Source organism: Micromonospora sp. NPDC007208 (genome assembly GCF_042869175.1).
In the GTDB taxonomy this organism is placed as follows: Bacteria; Actinomycetota; Actinomycetes; order Mycobacteriales; family Micromonosporaceae; genus Micromonospora; species Micromonospora foliorum.
The window spans coordinates 92,786-116,689 of sequence record NZ_JBIAFG010000019.1; the positions used below are offsets into that span (position 1 = coordinate 92,786).

The 23,904-nt window shown below is 70.0% G+C and carries 20 protein-coding genes; 7 read left to right on the forward strand and 13 right to left on the reverse strand.

All coding sequences use genetic code 11. The features are described 5' to 3' along the window. Nucleotides 1-43 precede the first annotated feature (43 nt). The 7 genes from ACFYL6_RS28935 to ACFYL6_RS28965 form a co-directional block, all read right to left on the reverse strand. Nucleotides 44-1,618 (reverse strand): alpha/beta hydrolase-fold protein, encoded by a 1,575-nt coding sequence (locus ACFYL6_RS28935; RefSeq protein ID WP_387176069.1) that lies wholly within the window; start codon nucleotides 1,616-1,618, stop codon nucleotides 44-46. 324 nt (nucleotides 1,619-1,942) lie between these two features. Next, complete coding sequence (locus tag ACFYL6_RS28940) at nucleotides 1,943-3,460, reverse strand: aldehyde dehydrogenase family protein (protein ID WP_387176072.1); 1,518 nt, start codon at nucleotides 3,458-3,460, stop codon at nucleotides 1,943-1,945. Beyond that, nucleotides 3,457-4,665: a fumarylacetoacetate hydrolase family protein gene (locus ACFYL6_RS28945; protein WP_387176075.1), complete on the reverse strand. Its 1,209-nt coding sequence runs from the start codon at nucleotides 4,663-4,665 to the stop codon at nucleotides 3,457-3,459. Before ACFYL6_RS28945 ends, ACFYL6_RS28940 begins: the two co-directional genes overlap by 4 nt. Next, on the reverse strand, nucleotides 4,662-5,843 hold the full coding sequence (locus ACFYL6_RS28950; RefSeq protein WP_387176077.1) for a mandelate racemase/muconate lactonizing enzyme family protein: 1,182 nt from the start codon (nucleotides 5,841-5,843) through the stop codon (nucleotides 4,662-4,664). Before ACFYL6_RS28950 ends, ACFYL6_RS28945 begins: the two co-directional genes overlap by 4 nt. A gap of 8 nt (nucleotides 5,844-5,851) precedes the next feature. Beyond that, on the reverse strand, nucleotides 5,852-6,682 hold the full coding sequence (locus ACFYL6_RS28955; RefSeq protein ID WP_387176080.1) for a carbohydrate ABC transporter permease: 831 nt from the start codon (nucleotides 6,680-6,682) through the stop codon (nucleotides 5,852-5,854). Then, complete coding sequence (locus tag ACFYL6_RS28960; protein ID WP_387176083.1) at nucleotides 6,679-7,626, reverse strand: carbohydrate ABC transporter permease; 948 nt, start codon at nucleotides 7,624-7,626, stop codon at nucleotides 6,679-6,681. The genes ACFYL6_RS28955 and ACFYL6_RS28960 overlap by 4 nt, the downstream gene beginning before the upstream one ends. 77 nt (nucleotides 7,627-7,703) lie before the next feature. Further along, on the reverse strand, nucleotides 7,704-8,951 hold the full coding sequence (locus ACFYL6_RS28965; protein ID WP_387176085.1) for an ABC transporter substrate-binding protein: 1,248 nt from the start codon (nucleotides 8,949-8,951) through the stop codon (nucleotides 7,704-7,706). A 111-nt stretch (nucleotides 8,952-9,062) separates the two neighbouring features. Here ACFYL6_RS28965 and ACFYL6_RS28970 point away from each other — a divergent pair, with 111 nt between their 5' ends. Continuing rightward, nucleotides 9,063-9,905, forward strand: coding sequence for an IclR family transcriptional regulator (locus ACFYL6_RS28970; RefSeq protein ID WP_387176087.1), 843 nt, complete (start codon nucleotides 9,063-9,065; stop codon nucleotides 9,903-9,905). 19 nt (nucleotides 9,906-9,924) lie between these two features. On the opposite strand, the gene ACFYL6_RS28975 is transcribed toward ACFYL6_RS28970, so the two are convergent. After that, nucleotides 9,925-10,239 (reverse strand): chorismate mutase, encoded by a 315-nt coding sequence (locus ACFYL6_RS28975; protein ID WP_387176089.1) that lies wholly within the window; start codon nucleotides 10,237-10,239, stop codon nucleotides 9,925-9,927. A 139-nt stretch (nucleotides 10,240-10,378) separates the two neighbouring features. On the opposite strand from ACFYL6_RS28975, the gene ACFYL6_RS28980 reads away from it, so the two are divergent. After that, a complete protein-coding gene (locus ACFYL6_RS28980; protein WP_387176091.1) occupies nucleotides 10,379-11,263 on the forward strand; it encodes a CDP-diacylglycerol diphosphatase in 885 nt (294 codons plus the stop codon). 33 nt (nucleotides 11,264-11,296) lie between these two features. Here the strand turns inward: ACFYL6_RS28980 and ACFYL6_RS28985 are convergent, their stop codons facing one another. Both ACFYL6_RS28985 and ACFYL6_RS28990 read right to left on the reverse strand, forming a co-directional pair. Next, nucleotides 11,297-11,887, reverse strand: coding sequence for a WHG domain-containing protein (locus ACFYL6_RS28985; protein ID WP_387176093.1), 591 nt, complete (start codon nucleotides 11,885-11,887; stop codon nucleotides 11,297-11,299). After that, nucleotides 11,880-12,716: an alpha/beta fold hydrolase gene (locus tag ACFYL6_RS28990; protein WP_387176095.1), complete on the reverse strand. Its 837-nt coding sequence runs from the start codon at nucleotides 12,714-12,716 to the stop codon at nucleotides 11,880-11,882. Before ACFYL6_RS28990 ends, ACFYL6_RS28985 begins: the two co-directional genes overlap by 8 nt. A gap of 95 nt (nucleotides 12,717-12,811) precedes the next feature. On the opposite strand from ACFYL6_RS28990, the gene ACFYL6_RS28995 reads away from it, so the two are divergent. Continuing rightward, nucleotides 12,812-13,414 carry a class I SAM-dependent methyltransferase gene (locus tag ACFYL6_RS28995; RefSeq protein ID WP_387176097.1) on the forward strand — a complete coding sequence of 201 codons (603 nt, stop codon included), beginning with the start codon at nucleotides 12,812-12,814 and terminating at the stop codon, nucleotides 13,412-13,414. Between the two features lie 92 nt (nucleotides 13,415-13,506). Here the strand turns inward: ACFYL6_RS28995 and wrbA are convergent, their stop codons facing one another. Further along, nucleotides 13,507-14,115 carry an NAD(P)H:quinone oxidoreductase gene (wrbA, locus tag ACFYL6_RS29000; protein ID WP_387176099.1) on the reverse strand — a complete coding sequence of 203 codons (609 nt, stop codon included), beginning with the start codon at nucleotides 14,113-14,115 and terminating at the stop codon, nucleotides 13,507-13,509. Nucleotides 14,116-14,300: 185 nt separating this feature from the next. On the opposite strand from wrbA, the gene ACFYL6_RS29005 reads away from it, so the two are divergent. Both ACFYL6_RS29005 and ACFYL6_RS29010 read left to right on the forward strand, forming a co-directional pair. Continuing rightward, a complete protein-coding gene (locus ACFYL6_RS29005) occupies nucleotides 14,301-17,129 on the forward strand; it encodes a BTAD domain-containing putative transcriptional regulator (protein WP_387176101.1) in 2,829 nt (942 codons plus the stop codon). Nucleotides 17,130-17,198: 69 nt separating this feature from the next. After that, nucleotides 17,199-18,767, forward strand: coding sequence for an alpha/beta hydrolase (locus ACFYL6_RS29010; RefSeq protein WP_387176103.1), 1,569 nt, complete (start codon nucleotides 17,199-17,201; stop codon nucleotides 18,765-18,767). 119 nt (nucleotides 18,768-18,886) lie between these two features. Here the strand turns inward: ACFYL6_RS29010 and ACFYL6_RS29015 are convergent, their stop codons facing one another. Next, on the reverse strand, nucleotides 18,887-19,279 hold the full coding sequence (locus ACFYL6_RS29015; RefSeq protein ID WP_387176105.1) for a YybH family protein: 393 nt from the start codon (nucleotides 19,277-19,279) through the stop codon (nucleotides 18,887-18,889). Nucleotides 19,280-19,502: 223 nt separating this feature from the next. On the opposite strand from ACFYL6_RS29015, the gene ACFYL6_RS29020 reads away from it, so the two are divergent. Further along, on the forward strand, nucleotides 19,503-21,386 hold the full coding sequence (locus ACFYL6_RS29020; protein ID WP_387176107.1) for an alpha/beta hydrolase-fold protein: 1,884 nt from the start codon (nucleotides 19,503-19,505) through the stop codon (nucleotides 21,384-21,386). A 66-nt stretch (nucleotides 21,387-21,452) separates the two neighbouring features. Here ACFYL6_RS29020 and ACFYL6_RS29025 read toward each other — a convergent pair whose 3' ends face one another. Further along, complete coding sequence (locus tag ACFYL6_RS29025; protein ID WP_387176109.1) at nucleotides 21,453-22,166, reverse strand: alpha/beta fold hydrolase; 714 nt, start codon at nucleotides 22,164-22,166, stop codon at nucleotides 21,453-21,455. Nucleotides 22,167-22,501: 335 nt separating this feature from the next. Between ACFYL6_RS29025 and ACFYL6_RS29030 the strand changes: the two genes are divergently transcribed. Then, nucleotides 22,502-23,740, forward strand: a complete 1,239-nt coding sequence (locus tag ACFYL6_RS29030; RefSeq protein ID WP_387176111.1) for an MFS transporter — start codon at nucleotides 22,502-22,504, stop codon at nucleotides 23,738-23,740. Nucleotides 23,741-23,904 lie beyond the last annotated feature (164 nt).

Below are 23,904 nucleotides of genomic sequence, written 5' to 3' on the forward strand. Positions count from 1 at the left end.
CCGGGACTTCCCCACCACAGGGAGTACGGGGTCGAGCCCGTTGTTACCGGGCGTCGACCGGATCGCTGCGGGAGTCGTTGAAGAGCCGGTCGCCCTGGTAGCGGGCGACCACCGGCGCGTTCAGCTCACCGTGGACGGTCTTCTGCAGTCGGGCGACCCCGTGGTGCACCGGGGCCGACCCGAGGAGGGTGTCACCCGCGTAGAAGTCGACAGTGCCGGAAGGTGCCGAGGTGCTGGTGCTGACCGCGCCGACCTTCGCGGTGGCAGTGACCTTCGTGTGGTGCGACAGGCCCGCCGGTGACGTGGTGATGTCGAGACCGGTGGTGGTGGCCCGGAACGTCAGGGTGCGCAGGTAGTGGTTCAGCAGCGGACGCCACACGTGCCAGGTGTGCACACCCGGCACGTTGTACTCGTCCAGCTCGACGCCGGCGGCCCGCAGAGCGGCGGCGTTGCGCTGCGAGTTCTCGGCGATGTTGCCCAGTCCGTCCTGGAGCCCGGTACCGATCATGATGCCGCCGGCCACCGCCTTCATGCTGTCGACCTGCGCCGGGGTGGCCGCCGGGCCGCCCGCGCTCCAGGCCGCGTGGTAGCCGAACAGGTCGGTGTGGTCGTACATGATGGTGTATGCCCGGCTGCCACCGGCGGAGAAGCCGGCGAACGCGCGGTCCTGCGCCCGGGTCGAGACGTGGTAGTTCTGCTCGACGAACGGGAAGATGTTGTTCCGCAGTTCGTTGACGTAGCCCTCGTTGCCACCGGGCAGGCCGTTGAAGTCGGTGGACACGATCACCATGGGCTGCGCCGCGCGGTCCTTGATCGCGTTCTCCAGGATGAGGTGGGCCACGCCCTGCATCGTCCAGGCGGTCGAGTGGTCACCGCTGCCGTGGCTGAGGTAGAGGGTCGGGTACGGCGTGGCCCGATTGGGGTCGTAGCCGTGCGGCAGGTAGACGACGATGTCGTGGACTCCCACCGGGTTCGTCGACAACGGCGAGGTGTACCGGCGGGACTCCAGCCGGCCGACCGTGGCGACCGGCGCCTGGTAACCCGTGTCGTACGTCGGGAACTTCCTGCTGGCCGGGACGTAGATCGTGCTGCGTACCGCGCCGGGCGCTCCCGGGTACTGCGGCTGGAGCTGCCACCGGTTGGCGGGGTCGTCGTGCAGGGCACAGCCGGTGGCGAGCTCGTTGGCGCAGTCGTGCGTGAACGCGTAGCGGAAGGTGCCCGCCGGCAGCGGGGTGGTGAAGGTCCACACCCCGTCGGAGCCCTTCTGCATGGCCTGGGTGTGCCACGGGGTGGCCGCGACGTCGCCGGGTTGCCACTCGGCGGGCGGCCGCGCGTCGCCGCAGTCCTGGCATCCGATGGCCTCCGGTCGGGAGTAGAACCAGTCGCCGTAGACGTGGACCTGCTGGACGCCCTCGGGCGCCCGGTACCGGAAGGTGACGCTGTAGCCGGTCGGGAGCTTGTCGGTGCGGGTGACGGTCGGGCCCAGGGGCGCGGGCGGTGCCGCCGAGGCCGCCGGGGCGGCGGCCGTTGCGGCCGTGACGGTGATGGCGGCGAGCAGTGCGAGCATCAGCCGGCGTGCCGGTGCCGGCCTCGGGGGACGGGGAGGTGCGACGGGCATGTTCCTGCTCCCTCTTCGGCGTGTGGTCAGACCGCACCGAGCGGCCGACCGACCATTCGATGGTGAGGTGGAAGGGATACCAGTAACGAGCGATGCAGCTGTGCGAGCGCTAACATCGTTCCCTGTCGAAACAGAACCATGAATTGCATTGACGGTCAAGACGGAAATCGAAGCCGAAAATTGTGTCCAAACAATTCGGGCGCGCTTCAGCGACGCCAGGACGACTGGCGCGCGAATTCACTGTCGGGTCAATTTGGTAAAGGAATTCGCGCGCCAGCCGCAGGTGGCACGAAAACGCACCCCGAAGAGACCGGCAGATCGCGGTTATTCGACCGCTGGCTGCAACCTCCCGTCGACTCTCCGCGAAATGGCGGTGTACTCGTCGCGCAACTCCTCGGGCAGGACCCAGGCCGGGGCGTCCTGCCACGCCAGCGGGCGGAGGAACCGTCGGATCGACGTGGCGCCCACCGACGTGTGCACGGCGTTTGTCGACGGCCAGGGTCCACCGTGGTGCTGGGCCCACGACACCCGGACACCGGTGGGGTAGCCGTCGAAGACGATGCGACCCGCACGGGCGGCGAGCACGTCGACCAGCCGGCGCACGACGCCGGCGTCGTCGCTCGCCCCGCGGTGCAGCGAGCCGGTCAGCGACGGCGGGACGGTGGCCAGCGCGGCGTCGAGGTCGGCGTCGTCGTCGTACCGGACCACCACCAGGAGCGGGCCGAAGCACTCGTCGGCGAGCTCGGCGGTCAGGCCGGCGAGGCCGACCTCCAGGAGGGCCGGGGCCACGGTGAAGCCCGCGCCGGGGTCGACAGTGGGCCGCGCCGAGACCCGGGCGCCGGCCCGCTCGAACTCCGTGGCCCGGTTCTCGTACGCGTCCCGGATGCGCTCGTTGAGCAGGACCGTGCCACCCGACGCGTCGACCCTCGTCCGCAGCGCGTCGACCAGGCGGTCACCGCCCGGATCGGACGGGATGAACGCCAGGCCGGGCTTGGTGCACAGCTGACCACCGGAGTTCGTGAAGGAGCCGAACAGCCCTTCGGCGATCTGGTCCGCCCGGGCGGCAGCCGCGTCGGGCAGGACGACGATCGGGTTCACACTGCTCAGCTCGGCGTACAGGGGAATGGGGTCGGGTCGCTCGTCGATGGCCGCCTGGATGGCGCGGGCGGCGTTGACCGAGCCGGTCAGGGCGGCCGCGCGGATCGCCGGGTGGCGCACCAGCAAACGGCCGGCCTGCTCCCCGTAGACGGCCGCGACGACACCCTCGGGCCCGCCGAGGTCGCGGACGGCCGACTCGATCGCGGCGGCCGAGGCGTGCGAGGTCAGCGGGTGCGACGGGTGGGCCTTCAGGATCGTCGGACACCCGGCGGCGAGCGCGGCGGCCGTGTCACCGCCGGCGACCGAGAAGGCGAACGGGAAGTTGCTGGCTCCGAAGACGGCGACCGGCCCGAGGGGTACGAGCATCCGCCGCAGGTCCGGGCCGCGTCCGAGCGGTGTGTCGGCAGCGTGGTCGATGGTCGCCTCGACGTACGCCCCGTCGCGCAGCACGTCGCCGAACATCCGGAACTGCAGCGCCGCCCGGGTGAGTTCCCCGTCGAGTCGCGCGTGGCTCAGCCCGGTCTCCGCCTCGGCGGCGGCGACCAGGTCCACCCGACGGGACTCCAGCGACGCGGCGATCGCGTCCAGCAACTCGGCGCGGCCGAGCCTTCCGCGGGCGGCCAACCACTGCGCCGCCGGGGATGTTTGAGCGGCGATCATCTCCAGCCGAGACTCGTCGGTCTCGGTGAGATCCGTCGCGCGACGCTGACCGTCGCGCGGATCGACCGTGATGACCACGTTCACAGCAGTCCTCTCCTTACCAGATTGCCCATGAGATCGCGGACGCCGAAGTGCCAGGGCTCGCACTCCTCCGCGTGCCGCACCCGGTTGACCAGGGTGCCGAGCGCCGGGCAGCTGATCCGTACCACGTCGTCGACCTTGTGGGTGAAACCCTCACCGGGGCGGTCCCGGTCCTGGATGGGCGCGAACATGGTGCCGAGCATCAGGGCGGCGCCGTCGGGATAGTGGTGGTGCGGCCCGATCAGCTGTCGGACCAGTTCCTCGGGATCGCGCGACATCTGGGTCATCTCGGAGACCGCCTCCAGGTGGAAGCCGTCCTCGCCGCGGACCTCCAGGCGCACCTCGAGTTCGCGGACCCGATCCATGTCGAACCGGTCGTCGAAGAGCCGGATCAGGGGGCCGAGGGCGCAGGAGGCGTTGTTGTCCTTTGCCAGGGGAAGCAGGAGCGCGGAGCGGCCCTCGATGTCGCGTAGGTTCACGTCGTTGCCGAGGGTGGCGCCGACGATCCGGCCACTGGACGCGACGATGAGCGTGACCTCGGGTTCCGGGTTGTTCCAGGTCGACGCGGCGAGCACGCCGACCGGAACGGCGGTGCCGACGGCGGAGAGGATCTGGCCCTTGGTGAAGATCTCGGCGTCCGGGCCGATGCCCACCTCCAGGTACTGACTCCACATGCCCTCGGCGACCAGCAGACTCTTGAGCCGGTCCGCCTCCGGCGAGCCCGCCTCCAGGCTGTGCAGGTCGACACCGACGTCGGCGAGCATGCGGTGTCGGATGTCGGCTGCCAGCGCCAGGTCCCCCCGCGCCCGTTCCTCGATCACCCGTTCGATCATGGAGATCGGGAAGGTCACCCCGGCGGCCTTGAGGGCTTGGAGGTCGACCGGGGCGAGCAGCCAGGGCCGGTCACGGTCCCGGGTCGCGGACCCGGTGTTGGCCAGGATCTCCCCGAAGTCGCCCACCCGCGGCCCGTCGAGCCCGGCCACCGTCGCGGCGGGTTCGGGCAGCTCGCAGATGTCGCGGACGGTCGGGAACCGGTGGCTGATGTCGATGACCTGACCGTCGCGGACGGTCACCGGCGACGGGCCGTCGCCGGACGGGTCCCAGATCCGGCCGATGAGGACGCTGTCGGCATCGTCCGGCAACGCCTCGGCGGCGGTGCCGACCCAGTCCGCGCCCGCGACCCACCCCCGGGGCCGTGGCACGGTCATGAGTCGCTCTCCAGGTTGAGGAAGGACCGCTCGTCGCGGGGACGGATGTCGAAGACGGCGTCCTGGAACATCCGCAGCGGGTGCGGGGTGAACGGGTGCCGCTCGATCGCCGCGAGATCCACCTCGATGCCCAGGCCGATCCCGGTGGGGATGAGGATGTCGCCGTCGTCGGTGAGCACCAGCCGCTCGTTGGTGATCTCGGGACGCCAGGGCACGTCGGTCGCCATGATCTCCAGGTACCGGAAGTTGGGCAGCGTCGCCCCGAGTTGCAGCGTCGCGGCGGTGCTCAGTGGACCGCTCGGGTTGTGCGGCGCGAACCCCACATAGCTGGTCGCGGCGAGCGTGGAGATGAAGGCCAGCTCGGCGATCCCGCCGGCGTGCGTCACGTCGGGCTGGACGAAGTCGACCGCCTGGCGGGCCAGCGCCGGCGCGAAGCCCTGCCGCCCGTACCACCGCTCCCCCGCGGCGATCGGCACCGGCGACGCGCGACGGATGTCGACGAGCGCGTCGAGGTTGTCCGGTGGGCAAGGCTCCTCGAACCACACCGGGTCGAACTGGGCGATCTCGTTGGCGACCTTGATGGCGTGCCGGACGTCGAAGCGGCCGTGCCCCTCGACGAACAGCTCCACCTCGCGGCCCACCGCCTGACGGACGGCGTCGATCTGGGCGAGCACCCGGTCCAACTGCGCGGTGGTGATGGTGAGGTCGTAGTTCTCGAACGGGTCCCACTTGAGGCCCCGGAAGCCCGACTCCACCGTCCGGCGCGCGGCGGCCGCGTAGTCCTCCGGCGTGACGGCGCCGGAGAACCACCCATTCGCGTACGCGCGGACCCGGTCGCGGGTCGCGCCGCCGAGAAGCCGGGAGACCGGTACGCCGAGCTCGCGTGCCGAGATGTCCCAGAGGGCCATCTCCAGCGAGCTCAACGCGGTCATGACGACCGGTCCGCCGCGCCAGTACCAGTCCCGCGCGGTCTCGTAGAGGATCTTCGAGATGCTTGTGGGATCCTGGCCCACCACCGCCTCGGCCAGCTCGGCGATGGCACCTTGGACGGCGCGTTCCTTGCCCTCCAGGGTGGCCTCACCGAGCCCGATGATCCCCTCGTCGGTGTGGACGCGCACGATGACGAGGTTCGTGCGGTAGAAGTCGACGACGAGTGTGTCGACAGAGATGATCTTCATCTTTCGGCTCAACCCTTCACCGCACCGGCGGTCATGCCGGACACCACGTACTTCTGGACCAACAGGTAGAAGGCGACGGCGGGCAACGTGAACAGGAAGGCGACTGCCATCACCGTCTGGATCGGTGTACCCAGTTCGCCGATGAAGTTCGCGATGCCGACGGAGGCGGGTTGCAGATCGGGGTTGAAGATGAACGTCACCGCGAAGACGTACTCGTTCCACGCGTGGAAGAAGGCGATGACCGCGGTGGCCGCGATCGACGGCGCGATGAGCGGCACGTTGATGCGGGTCAGGGTGGTGAAGGGCCGGGCGCCGTCGGCGCGCGCGGCTTCCTCCAGCTCCTTCGGGATGCCGTCGATGGCGCCCTTGAGGATCAGCGCGACGATCGGCAGGACGAAGGCGGAGTTCACCAGGACGAGGCCGGTCAGCGAGTCGAGCAGGTCGAAACGGCGGAACAGCGCGAACAGCGGGACGACCATCAGCGCCTCGGGGAGCATCTGCGTGAACAGCAGCACGACGGTCAGCACGGCCTTGCCCCAGAACGAGAACCGGGACAACGCGTAACCGAGCGGGATGCCCAGGCCGACGGAGAGAACCATGGTGCCGACGGCGATGATCAGGCTGTTGAGCAGCCACCCGGCCGCCTTGCCCTCGGCGAGCGCGTCGACGAAGACCCCGAACTGGCCGAGGTCTGGCGTGAGCCGGGGCTGATCGGCGAAGAGGTCGCTGTTGCTGGACAGCGCCGTGACGAACATCCAGTACAGCGGGAACACCGCGACACCCAGCACGACGAGCACGGCGACGATCCGTGCGGTGACACCGAAACGGAAGCGCCTCATCGGACGTCCCCCTTCTCCACGGCACGGGCGACCAGGCGGCTGCCGATGATGACGATGAGCGAGATGACGACGCCGACCATTCCGATGGCCGCCGCCGATCCGAGTTCCTTCGAGTCGAACGCCTGCGAGTAGAGGTCGATGACGAGCGTCTCGGTGGCACCCACCGGTCCGCCCTTGGTCATCAGCCAGATCAGCTCGAAGCGCCGCAGCGACCAGATCGTCATCAGCAGCGCCAGCAGACCCACGGTCGGCTTGATGACCTGCCAGGTGACCGCGCGGAAGGTGGCCCACCGGCCGGCGCCGTCCACGGTCGCGGCCTCGTTGAGGTCCTGCGGAACGGACTGCAGCGCGGAGAGCAGCACCACGGAGGTGAACGGGAACAGCTGCCAGATGGTCGTGGCGAGCACCGCCGGGAGCGCGTAGCGCGGGCTGTCCAGGATCGCGCCGCCGGGCACACCGAGCCCGACCGCGTCGAGGAAGCGGTTCACGATGCCGTACTGGGCGTTGAGCATCCAGGTGGCGATCAGCGCGACCGCGATGCCCGGAGCGGCCCAGGGGACGGTCACCAGCGCCCGTGCCACGCCACGGCCGCGGAACTTCCTGTTGAGCAGGAGCGCGACGGCGAGCCCGGCACCGATCGCGACGACCACACAGGTGATCACGTAGACAAAGGTGATCAGCAGGGTGCGGTGGAACTCGGGGTCGCCGAAGATCCGGTTGAAGTTGTCGAGCCCGACCCACTCGCTGCGGGTGGGGTTGAGCAGCCTCGTCCTGGTGAAGCTGAGGTACACCTCCTGGACGAGGGGTACCGCCTGGAAGACGAGGATGAACAGGGCGGCGGGCGCCAGGAACAGGTACGGCGTCCACTTGCTACCCAGCGGGCTGGGCCGACGTCGGCCTGGCGGTGTTGTCTTCGGTGCTCCGGTCTGCTCGACCACAGTCATCGGGTTTGGTCCTTCGTGGGGGAAGGACGCTGCCGGCGCACGAATCGTCGCGCCGGCAGCGTCGCCGTGTCGAGCGGTCAGCGGACCAGTTCGGTCGCCTGCTGCTGGGCACGATCCAGCGCGGACTTGAGGTCGGCCTTGCCCTGCAGTGCCGCGACCACGTTCTGCACGACCACCTTGCGGATGTCCGGCGTCTTGGCCTCGAACCCCAGCACGATCTGCGGCAGGCTGGTCTCGGTGAGTCCGTCGAAGACGGGGAGGAACGGGGTCGCCTTGAGTGACTCTGCGCTGCGCTGCGTGGTGGTGGCGACGCTGCTCGCGCCGAGGATCTCCTGCAGCTTGACCTGGTTCTGCGGCTCCAGCGCCCACTTGATGAACGTGCCGGCCTCGTCCTTGCCCTCGCTCGCCTCGTTGATCACGATTGGTGCGAGGATCGCGCCCTGCTTGCGGACCGGGAACGGGATGGGCGCGACGTTGAAGTTCAGCTTGGCGTTCTGGCCGCGGGTGGCGGTCACGTACCCGCCGTTGTTGAGCTCCATTCCGACCTTGCCCTCGGCGAACATCCGCCGGAACGTCGCCGCGTCCGCGCCGCGCGGGATCACGTTCGCGTCGTACAGGTCTTTGAACGCCTGCAGGCCCTTGAGGTTCTCGGGCGAGTTGATCGTCAGGTTCTTCCCGTCGGACCACGCGCCGCCGAAGCCGTAGACGTAGTTGAAGATGTCCTGCCAGACGCCGGCCTCCTCGGCCTCGGTCTGGCGGAACGCCAGGCCGAAGACGTCGCCCTTGGTCAGCGACTTCGCGGTGGAGGTGAACTGCTCATAGGTGGTCGGCGGCGTCGGGATCAGGTCCGCGTTGTAGAACATCGCGTAGTTCGACGCCTCGAAGATGACGCCGTGCCGGACACCGTCGTGGACCATGAACTGGTCCGGCTGCTTGAGCAGGTCGTACTTGCTGGCGTCGATCACCTTGTCCAGCGGCGCGACGAGGCCGGCGTCCGAGGCCGCCTCGAACTCGGGCATGTCGAAGCGGACCAGGTCGGGGCCCTTGCCGCTGCCCATCTGCGTGAGCACGGTCTGGCCGAAGGTCGGGTACGGCACCGCGGCGGCGGAGACCTGGACCTTGGTCTGGCTCGCATTGAACTCGTCGAGCCACTTGGTCAACAGGGGCCCACGGCCCGGGTCGCCGAAGGTCGAGGCGGCGAAGGTCAGTTTGGTGACGCCGTCGCCGGAATCGCCGTCGGAGCCGCAACCGGTCAGGAGGGTGGCGACCAGGCCGAGGGCACATGTCGCCCTGGCGATGCCGAAACGAGCGCGCTGATTACCCATCGTTACTCCACTGTTACGTATTGACGTCGAACCGATTAAATTGCAACGATCGTAGCGCCATGTGCAACGGTGTCAAGTGGCAATTGCGCATCGCGTCATTTATATTGCATAATGTGCAATGGCAGCGACGGCGGTGCCCGTCGCGCGAGGGGAGACAGAGCCTTGGCGCAATCGATTCGCCGCGCGATCGACCTCATCCGTCGATCCGCGGAGCACCCGCTGTCCCTTACGGAGGCTGCGGACGTGCTCGGCGTCCACAAGTCCACAGCCCTGCGCATCCTGCAGACACTGGAGTCCGCGCGCTTCGTCCGGCGGACCGGCGCGGGCACCTACGTGCTCGGCAGCGGCCTCATCGAGTTGTCCGAACTCGCGCTCGGCTCGATGGACCTCCGTCAACCCGCCGCCGCACACCTGCGTGCGCTGCAACGCGAGACCGGCCACACCGTACACCTGGCGCAACTGACCGGCGACGAGATCATCTATATCGACAAGGTGGACAGCCCTGCGTTCGACGCCGTCAAGCTGCCGTCACGGGTGGGACGCGCGGTGTCCATCTACGCGAGCGCCGTGGGCAAGACGATCCTGGCCTACCTTCCCCGGCAGGAACGCGACCGCCTGCTCTCCCACGTCGTCTTCGAGAGATTCACCGACACCACCTTCACCGACCACGACGCCCTGGAAGCCGAACTTGCCCGCATCCACGAGTGCGGCTGGGCCATGGACAACGGCGAGCACGACGCCTACGTGATGTGCGTGGCCGCGCCGATCAGGGATTCGCGGGGGCAGGTCATCGCCGCCGCCTCGATCACGGCGATCGAGGTCATCGCGAACCTCGACCAGCTGAAGAGCAACCTTCCGCTGCTCCTGGAGACCGCCAACAAGATCTCGTACGAGCTCGGCTACGCGCCGCCGTCCGTAGCGAGCCCGGACGGTGACGGCCGCTCCGCGACCTGACCGCGCACGTCCCGGGCGATCACCGCGTCTCCGGCGTCGAACCGCCGACGATGCGGTGGTGCTCGTCGGTCTCCATGTCGATGAAGGCCTGGATCATGCCCCGGTAGATCCGTTCGATCAGATCCGGGTCGGCGCCGGCCTCGCCCGCCAACGTGCGGACCCGGGCCACCACCTGCGCCACCCGTTCCGGCGCACGGACCGCCTGGCCGTCGCTCTTGAGCGGGGCGGCCTGCCGGACCAGCGCCTCCCGCCGGGCGAGCAGCCCGACCAGTTCCCCGTCCAGCCCGTCGATTCGAGCGCGGATCTCGGTCAGGGTCACCGCAGTCTCTGCCACGCCGGAAATCGTCGCACGACGGCGACACGATCAGGCGACCCGCTCGCCGGCCGACGCGCCGATTGCCCGCTTTCACCCTAATCTCGACACGTTCATGTTCGCCTCAGCACGGCAACCACGGAGGGTGACGATGGGCGGAATGGCACGACGTCAGTTCGTCAGACTCTCCGGGACCGCCGGCGCCACCGGACTGCTGGGGCTGGTCGGCGCGGACCGGGCGTTGGCCGACGGAGGCCCTACCCCCGAGCCGTCCCCCTCGACACCCGGCGGCCCCGGTGCCCCGGCCTGCCCCACACCCTCGGCCCTGTGCGGTTACCCCACCGACACCGGTGGCAGGTACGACCTGTGGGACCGGGTCCAGGTCTGTGAGGGAACGAAGGCCGGCCCACCGTTTCCCCAGTGCCTGCGGACGACTCCCACGTACGTCATCCTCAATGGAGGATCGGGGTCGAACCACGACTTCCTGCTCGTCCCCAGTTGCCGGATCAGCGGCATCGAGTGCCCGTTCATCACCACAGTCAACGCGCCGAACTACTGGCTGGAGGCGTGGGACAACGCGCAGCCGGGGCAGCCGGGACACGTCGTCTATCCCCACATCGGCCTGGGCGTCAACTCCGCCGACCCGGCGATCCGGATGCAGGACCAGCTACACATCCACCTGGCCGGCATCCACTCTGGCATCCAGACACAACTCAACAACCACGACAGTGCGATCAGCAACAACCCGTCGCGGTGGCGTAGCCAGGTCGTGCCGATCTGGGGTCTGACGAGCACCGGCCTGCCCGCCCCGCGCTCGTACCGGGTGCTGCACGTCGCGAACCTGAACGGGAACCTCTTCCGACTCCTGCTGGACAGCGTGGTGCAACCGACCGGGACGACCATGGGCGCGCAGATGCTGGCCGTGACACCCCGCCTGATCGGCAGCGGCGGGTTCTACGTCCTGAACAGCGAGCCCGCCCTGCCCGTCCCGGCCGGTCAACCCGGCGGCACGGGCACTGTCGACTTCCTGCTCGCGTACGCCTGAGCCGTCCGCTCGGCGCAGCAGCGCCTGGGTGGGTCAGCGGGCGACGGCGCCGCCCATGGTGGCGCCGGCGCGAAGGCCCTGATCGATGAATGTGATCAACCAGGTGAAACTCTCGTCGACGGACGCGTCGATCTGGAAACCACCGGCCGCCTCCAGGGTCGCGAACCCGTGCAGGACGCTGCGCAGCGTCCGCATGGCGTGGATCTCCTGGCCGGGGTCCAGCCCGTACCCGCTGAGCATGGCCGCCCAGGAGGCGAGCACCCGCTCGCTGGCCGGGATGAAGGGATCGTCGGGGCCGGTCGGGCGGGTGGCGTTGGCGGCCGCGTACCGGCCGGGGTGTTCCCGCACGTAGGTCCGCATCGCCTGCGCGCCGGCGGCGAGGGCATCGCTGCCGGACCGGCCCTGGATGGCGTCGCGGATGGTGTCGCCGGCCTCGGTCATGGCCAGGATGGCGACCCGGTGCGCCAGGTCGGCCTGACTGGTGACGTGCTTGTAGAGCGAGGGGGTCTTGATCCCGAGCCGTTCGGCGAGCAGGCCCATGCTGAGGTTGTCGAAGCCGACCTCGTCGACAAGCGCGGCCGCGGCTTCGGTTACCGCCGCCGGGGTGAGCCGGGCCTTAGGCATTGGCCAGCGTCCGGGCGAGGAAGGGCAGGGCCAGGGCGAGCACCTCGTCGGGCGTCTGGACGTGCGGGTAGTGGCCCGCGCCGTCGATGACAGCCAGCTCGCCGAGCCCCCGGGGCAGGTCGGCGAGAATGCGCTCGCCCTCGGCCCGCGGGTCGGCCCAGTCGGGGTCGACGCTGCCCTGGATCACGAGGACCGGGCAGGTGACGTTGGGCAGTTGCCGACCGGCGTCTTCCGGGCTGGTCTTGGCCATGGCCTGGAGGGCCTTCATCCGGCCGGGCTCACCCATCTTGGCCTCGATGCGCGCCAGCTCGCTGTGCCAGTCGGCGGGCTTGGCCGGGATCGCCAGGTCGAGGTACCTGCGCCAGTTCGCCAGGCTGCCCCGCACGAGTACCTGCGCCAGTTGGAGGTAGCCGGCCCGGAAGCGCTTCACCCGCACCAATCCGCCGAGGTCGAAGGACTGTGCGCGGGTGAACGGCGCCAGCTCGATAACGCCGGTGATCAGGTCGGGCGCGGTGGCGGCCGCGATGGTCGCGGCACCGCCGCTGATCGACTGGCCGATGATCACGGCCGGACCGCCGAGGTGGCGCACCACGGCGACGAGATCGCTCGCGATGTCGGTGCGGCTGTAGCCGTCCCAGCCCAGGCTGGAGTCGCCGCAACCACGGATGTCGACGTTGGCGACCCGGTATCCGGCCGCGGCCAGGGCCGGAGCGACGAACCGGTAGGAATGCCGGCTGTCGCCCATGCCGTGCGCCAGCACGACCAGTGGGCCCTGCCCGGTCACCTCGTACGCGATGGTGTTGCCGGCAATGTCCAGGTGTTCGATCATGACGTCCTCCATTGAAGCTAACGCGATTAGCTAAAGGCTAATCGCGTTAGCCGGCGAGGTCAAGCGCCGGGCGTCGGGACCCGTATAGTGCCGCGATGGAAACGGACACGGTGCGGCAGGCTTACACGTCCGTCGCGGAGCTGTACATCGAGCTGTTCGGCACGAGCCAGCGGGTGGACACCGACGACCTCGCCTTCATCAGGCGACACCTGGCGAGCCGGCCCGGCCGGGTGCTCGACCTGGGGTGCGGGCCCGGCCACCTCACCGGCTACCTTCGCGAGCTGGGCGTCGACGCGACGGGGATCGACCTGGTCCCCGAGTTCATCGCGCACGCGCGGGCGGCCCACCCGGGCGTGGAGTTCCAGCTCGGTTCGATGGAACGCCTCGACATCGCCGACGGCTCCATCGACGGCATCCTGGCCTGGTACTCGTTGATCCATCTTCCGCCGCAGGAGCTCGACGGCTTCCTCAGGGAGTTCCGGCGTGTGCTGGTCCCGGCCGGACGGTTGGTCCTGGGCGTCTTCGACGCCGAGGAGGTGGGCGCCTTCGACCACAAGGTCCTGACCGCCTACCGCTGGCCGGTCGACGAGATCTCCGAACGACTCGGCCGGGCCGGCTTCCGGGAGGTCGAACGCCTGCGGCGGCCCGGCACCGACGAGCATCGGCCGCTTGCCGCCATCGCAGCGGTCGCGGCGTGAGGACGCCGAGGGCCGGCCTCCCGTCGCGGGAGACCGGCCCTCGCCCAACTGAGCACCCGCGTCGACGCGGGCGTCCGGTACGGCGGCAGCGCTCAGGCGCTGAGCTTCCCGGCGATCTTGACGACCCGCTCGGCCATGTGGTCGAGGGCAGCGAACTGCGCGTCACCCAGCGGGGCGTCGTTGCTTCCGCCGGTGACGTGCGAAACGCCGTACGGGTTGCCGTCGGTGAACTTGAGCGGGTCGGTGTAGCCCGGGGCGACAACCAGACCGCCGAAGTGGTGGACGGTGTTGTAGAGCGCGAGAAGGGTCGACTCCTGGCCACCGTGCGCGGTCATCGACGCGGTGAAGCCGGCGTACACCTTGTCGGCGAGCAGCCCCTGCGCCCACTGCGGGCCGAGGGTGTCGATGAACTGCTTGAGCTGGCTGGCGACGTTGCCGTAGCGGGTGGGCGTGCCGAACAGCACCGCGTCCGCCCAGACGACGTCGTCAGCGGTCGCCTTCGGCTCGTTCTTCGTGGCGTCGAAGTGCTGGCTCCAGGCGGCGTTGGAGGCGATGGCCTCCGCCGGGGCGAGCTCCGGAACCTGACGCAGCCGCACCTCGGCGCCGGCCTTCTCGCCAGCCTCGGCCAGGCGCTTGGCCATGGCGTGGAGGGTACCGGTGGACGAGTAGTAGATGACGGAGAGCTTGGTCATCGGAGGCATCCTTCCCAAAGTAGTTGCCGCTGATAAATTTGCGGCCGCAACAATCTTGACTGTAGCAGCCACCCTCGCGGCACCCCAAGGTCCTGACCATGCTCACCTCCGTGACGGAGCACACCAGGAGACGGACGCGGGCTGCGGCCGTCCAGCCGATGAAGCGGGACGGTTCGGGCCCCTACGATGAGGCGATGGACCCCGCGGGCGCGCTGCCGGCGATGCGGTACCGCCTGCTCGGACCGGTCGAGGTGCGGTCGGCCTGCGGGAAACCGTTGGCCCTCGGCACGCCGATGCAGGTGCGCCTCCTGGCCGTCCTGATGTCGCAGCCCGGCACCGGGTGGTCCATCGACCAACTCGTCGACGAGCTGTGGCAGGGACGCCCACCGAAGACGGCAACCGGCAACGTGAAGACCTATGTCTGGGCGTTGCGCCGGGCGATGCGTACGCCGGGCTTCCCCGACCCCGCCATCGTCGCCGGGCCCACCGGCTACCGCCTCGCCTGTGACGGGCAGTCGACGGACAGCGTGGCCTTCGACGACCTGGCCCAGCGCGGGTATTCCGCCCTGCGACAGGGTCAGTGGTCAGCCGCCCAGGAGTCGTTCGAGGCCGCCCTGGCGCTCTGGCGTGGGGAGCCGTTCGCAGGCCTTGCCGGCTGGGGCGTGTTGCTCTCCGTCCGAGCCCGGCTCCAGGAGCAGCGGTCGAACCTGGTGGAGGAGGTCGCGGACCTCAAGCTGCGCGCCGGACGGCATCACGAGCTGATCGAACCGCTCCGAACCCAGGTCGACGACGATCCGCTGCGCGAACGCCCATGGGGGCAACTGATGGTGGCCCTGGCGCGGGCGGGCCGGCGCGTCGACGCGCTGGCGACGTACCGGCAGCTCCGCCAACTCCTCGCCGACGAGGTGGGAGTCGAGCCTGGTCCCGATCTCCAACACCTGCACACCCGCATCCTGCGGGCGGAGCGGGAGCTGTTGACATCCGATCCACGGCCACCGGAGAGCTACCCGCCGCGGGTTGTCCCCCGGCAGCTGCCGGCCCCACCGACGGTGTTCACCGGCCGGGCCGGGGAACTGGCCCGGCTCACCACGCTGCTGCTCGGTGACCCCGGATCGACCGGCACCGTCGTCATCACCGGTACGGGCGGCGTCGGGAAGAGCTGGCTGGCGCTGCGTTGGGCGCACGACAACCTGCACCACTTCCCCGACGGGCAACTCCACGTCGACCTGGGTGGATTCGGCACCGCGACGCAGGAGGCGTCGCCCTCGGCCGTCGTCGTCCGCTCGCTCCTGCCCGCGCTGGGTGTGAAACCACTGGAGATTCCCGCCGAGCCGGCGGCCCAGTTCGCCCTGTACCGCAGCCTGACCGCGGACCGACGGCTGCTCGTACTGCTCGACAACGCCCGCGACGCGGAACAGGTGCGGCCACTGCTTCCGGGGTCGACCCGCTGCGGTGTGCTCGTGACGAGTCGCCACACCCTGCCCGGCCTGGTCGCCGCCGAGGGCGCCCAGCCCCTCGCGCTGGATCTGCCCAGCGACGGTGAGGCGCGTCAGCTGCTCGTCCGCCGACTGGGTACGCAGCGAGTCGCCGCCCAGCCGGCGGCGGTGGACGAGCTGATCAGACGTACCGCGCGCCTGCCCCTGGCCCTGTCCATCGTGGCCGCGCGAGCCGCCGCCCGGCCCACGTTTCCGCTCCAGGCCATCGCCGACGACCTGGCGGCGAGTCGGGGCGGGCTCGCCGCCCTGGCCACCGACGATGCCGCCACCGACGTGCGGACCGTGCTCTCCTGGTCGTACCGTCTGCTCAGCGCGGACGCGGCCCGCCTGTTCCGGCAGATCAGCCTGCACCCCGTCGGGGACGTCAGCACGGCGGCGGCGGCCAGCCTCGCCGGGGCGCCGCCGCACCTGATCCGGCCGGCGCTCGACGAGTTGACCCGAGCGAACCTCCTGGCCGAGGGCTCCCCCAACCGCTTCCGTTGTCACGACCTGCTCCGCGCGTACGGGGAGGAGCTGACGTACGCGGTCGACCCTCCGGCCGACCGTAGCGCCGTCCGGGGGCGCGTGCTCGACCACTACCTGGGTGTCGCGCGGGACGCGGCGAGGCTGGTCGACGCCGGTTGGCAGCCGCTCGATCCGCCACCCCTGCCCGCCGACGCGTCACCGCCGGCGTTCGCCGACCACCGGGCCGCGCTGGCCTGGTTCACCACCGAACAGCGGGTGCTGCTGGCCGCCGTCGACGACGCTGTCGCACACAGTTTCGACGCCCACGCCGGGCAACTCGCCCAGGCCCTCACTCCCCTGCTCAGCCGGCTGTCGCAGTGGCACGACCTGGCCGCCGTACAGGCCATCGCGGTCACGGTCGCGCAACACCGCAATGACCCACGGGGCGAGGCGCTGGCCCACCGGGACCTGGCGCTGGCCCACATCCAGCACCGCCGGTTCGGTGCGGCCCACCATCACCTTCGGCGCGCGATGGCCCGGTACGACCAGGCCGGCGACCTCCTGGGAAAGGCCAGCGCACACCTGCACCTCGCCTGGCTGTCCGACATCGAGGGCGACGCCGGGGCGGCACTGCCCCACGCCAGGGAGGCGCTGGCGCTGGCCAGCAGCAGCGACGACCGGCTCGGCGAGGCGGCAGCGCTCAACGCGCTCGGCTGGAGCCACGCCCGGCTGGACGAGCACGAGCGCGCCATCGCCTACTGCGAGCAGGCGCTCGCGCTCTACGAGAAGGCCGAGGACCGGCTCGGCGCCGCTCACACCTGGGACAGCCTCGGATTCGCCTATCACGGCCTCGGGATACACCCGACCGCGGCAGACTGCTACCGGCGCGCCCTGGCGCTCTACTCCGACGTCCAGGACGCTTGCGGAAGGGCGGACACACTCGTCCGCCTCGGCGACACCCATCAGGCGGTGGGCGACCACGACACCTCGGTCGACCTGTGGCGACAGGCGTTGGCGATCCTCGACGAGGTCGGTCATCCGCAGGCCGCGGTGCTGTCCGAGCGGCTTGAGGCGTACCGATGAAAGCACCGCGCCGACCGTCCCCGGACCGGCATGGATCCGACGTGGACCGGGCGTCGGCAGGCTGGACGAATGTTGACCACGAAGAGAACCACCATCAGGCATCCCCGCGGGGTCGCCCGTCGACGCCGACGGCTCCTCGGTAGCCTCACGGCCGTCGTCGCGGTCCTCGTCGCCCTCTCGCTCAACGCCCCACCGTCGCTCGCGGGAACCACGCCGCCCGATGCCGGCGGCAACGGGCCGGTCACCGTGAACACCACCGGCGGGTGGAACGGTCGGATCGACTGGCAGGCGTGCCCGGAACGGCCCGACGACCCGGGCACGCGTTGCGGCACCCTGCGCCTGCCGGTCGACTGGGCCCGACCGGGCGGGGAGACCTTCCAACTGGCGCTGGCCCGACGCACCGCCACCGACCCGGCCGCCCGCATCGGTGCCCTGGTCTACAACCCCGGCGGTCCCGGCATGTCCGGGGTGGACGTGGTGCTGACCGCGGACAGCCAGCTCGGGCCGGACGTGCTGCGCCGCTTCGACATCGTCGGCTTCGATCCCCGGGGCACGGTCCGCAGCACACCGGTGCGCTGTTCATCGGCGTTGCTGGCCCGGCATCCCGCCCTGGCACCCGCCAACGCCGCAGCGTACGAACGACTCCGCACCTACAACCGCCAGCTGCGCGACGACTGCCGCGCCCAGAGTGGCCCGCTGTTCGACCACCTCGACAGTGTGAGCGTCGCGCGTGACACGGACGCCATCCGGGCGGCGCTCGGTGAGCGCCAGCTCAGCTTCTACCAGTGGTCCTACGGCACGCTGATCGGGCAGTCCTACGCCGAACTGTTCCCCGACCGCGTCCGCGCGCTGGTGATGGACAGCGTGATGGACCACAGCCAGGGGGTCAGGGAGTACTTCCTTAGCGGGGCGGCCAGTAACGAGGCCCTGTTCCACGAGTTCGTGACCTGGTGCGAGCGCACCCCCAGCTGCGCGCTGCACGGTCGGGACGTGCCGGCGCTCTTCGACCGACTGATGCGCCGCGCCGATGCCGGCACGCTTGTCGACGCGGGTACGGGCGCCACGCTGACCTGGTTCGAGCTCGGGTTCGCGACCTTCGTCAACTTCTTCGACGCGACCTGGGCCGATCTCGCGAACATGCTGCTCGCGCTGGAGCGGGGCGAGCCCGCCGCGCTCGCGTCCCCGATGGTGCCGGTCGACGGCGACAAGAACCTGACCGAGTACGCGCTACCGGCGTTCTGCCAGGACTGGTCGCTGCCGGTCGACGGGTTCGACGAGTGGAACCGGTATCTCGAACTGTCCCGCGCCGCGGCGCCGCACCTGCGGGCCTCCCCGTTGGCAGTCCGCTTCGCCGCGATCTGCCTGGGCTGGACGGCGAACAACCCGCAACATGAGCTGCGGGTACGGACGAGCGCGCCGCTGCTGGTGCTCAACGGGCGGTACGACCCGGCCACCCCGTACGACGGGGCTCAGCGGGTGGTGCGCCAGCTCGGCAGCCGGGGCCACCTCCTCACCTACGAGGGGTCGGGCCACGCCAGCTACCCACGGAACGAGTGCACCCGTCGTGAGGTGGAGCGGTACCTCATCACCCGAACCACACCGCCGGCCGGCGCGAGCTGCCCGGCCGCCCCGGTCTGACGCGTCGACGTCGTCACGGCGACGCCCCAGCTCACGGTAGGTGGTGCGACCGGTCCGACGACGTGTCGGTCAGGTCTCCTACCCGGTGGCTGGGGCGTCGCCGCCGCGACCATTGCAGGTCAGGAGCCGTCGGGCGGGTCGGCCGGCTGTTGTCCCGGCCAGAACGGCCACTCCTCGAATGAGCGGCACCGTCCGTCGTCGGCGAACCGCATGACCCACAGGTCGCGGTACTCCTGGTCGACGGGGTCGCCGTAGCGGACCTCCTGGCGTGACACGGCGGTGTCGCCCTCGACCGCGACGATCTCCGTGGTCATCCGAAACACCTCGTCGGGGCCCTTGCGCTGCTTCTCCCACATCCGGGCGATGGCCGGCAGGCCGACGACGGGGGTCCAGTACGGCCCCTGCTGGTAGCTCGTATCCTCGGTGAAGAGCGTGACCAGCGCGTCGGTGCCCGGGGTCCGCCAGAGCCGTTCGTAGGTGGCGAGCCAATCCTCGACGTGCTTCCTGTCCATGGCCCTCACCCTGCCATCCGAGCGGCACTCAGCTGGGAAAACCCGCAGGCCGCGGGTGGCGAGCCCGTCGTGGCACGGGCCAGCCTCGGCCCTCGACACTCTTGACATCGAAAGGTGTAGCCAGCCACACTCCCGATGCTAATTCGATTTAGCTGCCATCGGAGCCCTCAACTCCACCACCGGACCACCGCGACGAGCGACCACCACAAAGGAGTCTTCGCGCATGAGGGAAACGACCGGAAGACGCAGGCTCCGGCTTGCGATCTCGATTCTCACGCTCACGGCACTCGGCGCGGGGGCCCTCGTCCCCGCGCCGGCTGCCGCCGCCGGCAGGCCCGCGCCCGTACCGGGTGCGACGGTCAAGGCGGACCGCAATTCACCGACCGGTTACACCGTCACGTTCGTCTACCGCAATCCCCACGCCACCCAGGTCCGCCTCGCCGGGGACCTGACCCTGCTCGACGTCGGCACCGGCACCACGCGCTACCAGCCGGAAGAGTGGCAACCGGGGCGCTACCACGCCGGCGGCACCGAGTTCCTCCGCGACATGACCAGGGACCCGAAGGGGAACTGGTCGGTCTCGGTCCCGCTGCACGCCGGAGGGCTCAGCTACTGGTACCGGGTCTGGGACCCAACCCAGGGCTGGGAGAACAAGCGCATCTGGGACCCCGCCTCGACGAACCCTCGGCCGCCGGGCGAGTCCTCGTTCCGGGTCAGGAACAACGACGTGCTCGATGCCGTGTACGTGCCGTACGCCAAGAAGCAGAACGACCCGGTGCTGAAGGAGCGTGCGGACTACGAGTTGCCGGTGGCCGACCGCGCGAAGCGAGGAACCGTCCAGTACGTCCCGTACACCACGATCCTGGGCGACAGCGGCCACTACCTCGGCGTCTACCTGCCGGCCAACTACGATCCCAACCGCGCGAAGCCGTACAAGGTCGCGTACCTGGCCCACGGCATCTTCGGCGACGAGACGGACTTCATGGTCCCCGCGAACGTCCCGAACATCCTGGACAACATGACGGCCAGGGGCGAGATCGAGCCGACGGTGGTCGTCACCATGGGCAACCACTTCACCGGCACCAGCCTCGGCTTCGCCTCCTACAACCAGACCAACGCGGCCAACAACCTGGTTCAGACGATCCTTCCCCTCATCGAGCGCAGCTACAACGTCTCGACCGAGCGCTCCGGGCGCGCCTACGCCGGGTTCTCGTACGGCGGGATGACGGGCGGCGTCGTCATCAAGAACTACCCGACCACCTTCGCGTTCTACGGACACTTCTCCGGCAATCCGTCGCTCACCAGCCAGGACTACGACACCATCGCGAACGCGGTCGGGGACGACGACCTCTCCGTCTTCCTCGGCAACGGCGTCTTCGAGGGCAACCTCAACGCCCAGAACGCCATCGCGGACAACTTCCGGGCCCGGGGATACGCCGCCGCGACGACCCAGGTCCCCGGCGCGCACGACGGAATGACGGCGGGCCAGCTGTTCACGATCTTCGCCCGGGACTACCTGTGGGCGGGGGTCGACTCCGTGTCGGTGACGCCCGCGACGGTGAACCTGACGAAGGGTTGGAACTGGGTCAGGCAGTTCACCGCCCAGGTGACGACCAACGAGGGTGTGAGCCCGGCGGTGACGTGGTCGGTGCAGGGAGCGACCTCAACCGGCACCACCATCTCCGCGGAGGGTCTGCTGTCGGTCGCCGCCACGGAGATGGCGTCGTCGCTCACCGTCGTGGCGACGTCGGTGGTCGATCCGACCATGTCACGCTCGGCCCAGGTCACCCTGACGCCTCCGGGCCCGGCACGAGTCGCGGTGAAGGCGAAGGCCACGCCGGCCTCGGTTGTCCGCGGTGGCACGTTCACGCTGACCGCCGACGTACGGGCACAGTCTCCGCACCACAAGGCTCCGAAGGTGACCGGCGAGGTCGCCGTCACCTTCGGCGGCACCACCCAGGTGGTTCCGCTCCGTGGTGGCGCGGCCGTCGTCGAACTGCCTACCGACGGGCTGCCCGCCGGGGTGTACCCGGTGCACGTCGCCTACTCGGGTGACCCGGTCCACGCCCCCACCGCAGCGGTCCACCAGCAGCTGCGGGTTCGCTAGTCAACGGGCAGGGGTGGGCCGGCGACCTCTCGTCGTCGGCCCACCGCCAGTTGTCCGCCCGGACCGTCAGCTCACGCCCCGAACCGCCTCGATGATGGTCTCGGCGACCTCGCTCGGCCGGGCCACCGCCATCGCGTGCGAGCCGCCGACAACCTCGCGCTGCCCCCGGGGGTTGGCCCGCTCGGCCATGAAGCGGTGCACCTCGGCGGGAATGTTCTTGTCAGCGTCCCCGAACACGAACCAGCTGGGCAGCGATCGCCAGGCGGGATCGCCGGTGAGCTTGCCACCCAGGCCCTCTTCGGTGATCGGCCGCTGGGTCCGCGCCATCAGCGCGGCCACGTCGTCCGACGAGTCCGCGCAGAACTGCGCGTGGTACTGGTCCTGGCCGATCGCCAACTCGTTCCCACCGGTCGACACCGGGTACTGCACCAGCGTGTCGGCGAGGGTGCTGCCGGGAAACTTCGCGGACAGCGTCATCGCCGACTCGCCGGTGTCCGGGGCGAAGGCGTTGACGTACACGAGGGCCCGCACCGAGGTGTCGCCGGCCGCGGCCTGGGTGATCACCATGCCGCCGTACGAGTGGCCGACGAGGACGACCGGACCGCCGATCCCGCGCACCACGTCCCGCACGTACGCGGCGTCGCCTGCGACGCTCCGCAGCGGGTTCGCGACGGCCACCGAGTCGTACGCGGCGCCCAGCCGCTCGAGCACGCCGTTCCAGCTCGCCGACTCGGCAAACGCGCCGTGCACGAGCACGATGGTGGGCTGTGGATCAGGCATGACAGGTGCCCCCTCACTACGTAAAGCTGTTCACCGCCGGTCGCACTGGTACGCCTGGATACCCGTTACGCGAGTGTGAAACGTCCGGTCCCGATGGGCAGGAGGCCGCGACGGCTACGACGACGCTGGCCGAGGTGACGGCCGAACTGGAAGGGCTGGAGGACCCGAAGGCACGGGAGGTGAACGCCAGGCACGGTGACGATCATGGCGTGCACCTCGGCGCGCTTCGGGCGCTCGAGATGGTGCGTCGAGCGCGATAGGCAGCGGGTTCCGGATCGCGACCGTGTCGGCGGGGTCGACGCCGTCTCCCGTGCGCCCCTATAGTGAGTTCCATTATGGGACTTACTACTTTCTGGCGGTGGTGGGTCGCCGGCACGACCAGCCAACTCGGCTCGGCGGTCGGTGCCGTGGCGCTACCGCTGACCGCGCTGACCGTGCTCGACGCGACGGCCTTCGAGATGGGCCTGATCACGGCGGCGGGCTATCTGGCGTACCTACTGATCAGCCTGCCGGCGGGAGTGATCGTGCAGCGCGTGCCGCTGCGCGGCATGCAGGTCGCCCTGGATCTGACCCGGGCCCTCGCCATCGCGTCGGTCCCGCTGGCCTGGTGGTTCGACATGCTGACGGTGGCCCAGCTGATCGCGGTCGCCCTGGTGGTGAGCTTCGCCAATGTGCTGTTCGACGTGGCGAACCAAACCTTCCTGCCGGAGATCGTGCCGGCCGCGCAGTTGCAGGCCCGCAACAGCCTCACCTCCGGGACGCACGCCGCCACCGCGCTGGGCGGGCCGTCCCTGGGTGGTCTCGCGGTGCAGTTGCTGGGTGCGGTGCCGACGCTGTTCGTGGACGCCGTCAGCTACCTGCTCTCCGCCGTGTTGCTGCGCACCCTGCCGGCCCGGCGGGTGCAGCGACCGGCCGAGCGGCCACCGATGGTTACGATGATCCGTGAGGGCTGGCACTTCGTGCTCCGACACCCGATCATCGGACCGGCCATGTGGGACGCCACCGCGACGAACTTCGTCAACGGCGCCATGCTGGCCCTGTTCCCGTTCTATCTGGTGCGCGAGCTGCACGCCTCGCCGTTCATGGTCGGTCTGCTGCTCGCCGCCGACGGCCTCGGCACGCTCATCGGCGCGGCGCTGACGACCCGGTTCACCAATCGTTTCGGCACCGCCCGTGGCCTGATCATCTCGGCCTTCGTTGGCGTGGTCGGCGCGCTCATCATCCCGCTGGGCACCGGCACCACCGCATTCCTGGCCTTCGCCGTCGGGAACCTCATCTTCGCCAGCTCCACAGTGGTGCTCAGCGTGACCACCCGCACGTACCGGATGCTCGCCAGCCCGCCGGAACTGCTGTCCCGGGTGATCGCCACGGTCAAGTTCGTCTCCTGGGGTGCCATCCCGGTCGGCGGCCTGCTCGCCGGCATCCTGGCCGGGCCACTCGGTGCCCGCACCACCCTGCTGATCTTCGGGGCGCTCACCGTGCTGTCCCCGATCATCTACCTGTCGACGCCGATCCGCCGGCTGCGTGACCTGCCGCTCGACGCCCCGCCGACACCCACCGCAGCCCGGGTGTGAACCGGCCAGGTGCGTTTTCGGTCGGTCCACATCGCTCACCCTAGATATCGACAGAAGGTGTAGCCCTCGGTTCGCCGGGGCAAGAACCCGCGCATGGAGGCGACGGCAGGGCGCGAGGGGCAACTGCTCGGCCGGCGGCACCGGACCGGTGAATCGGATCGGGC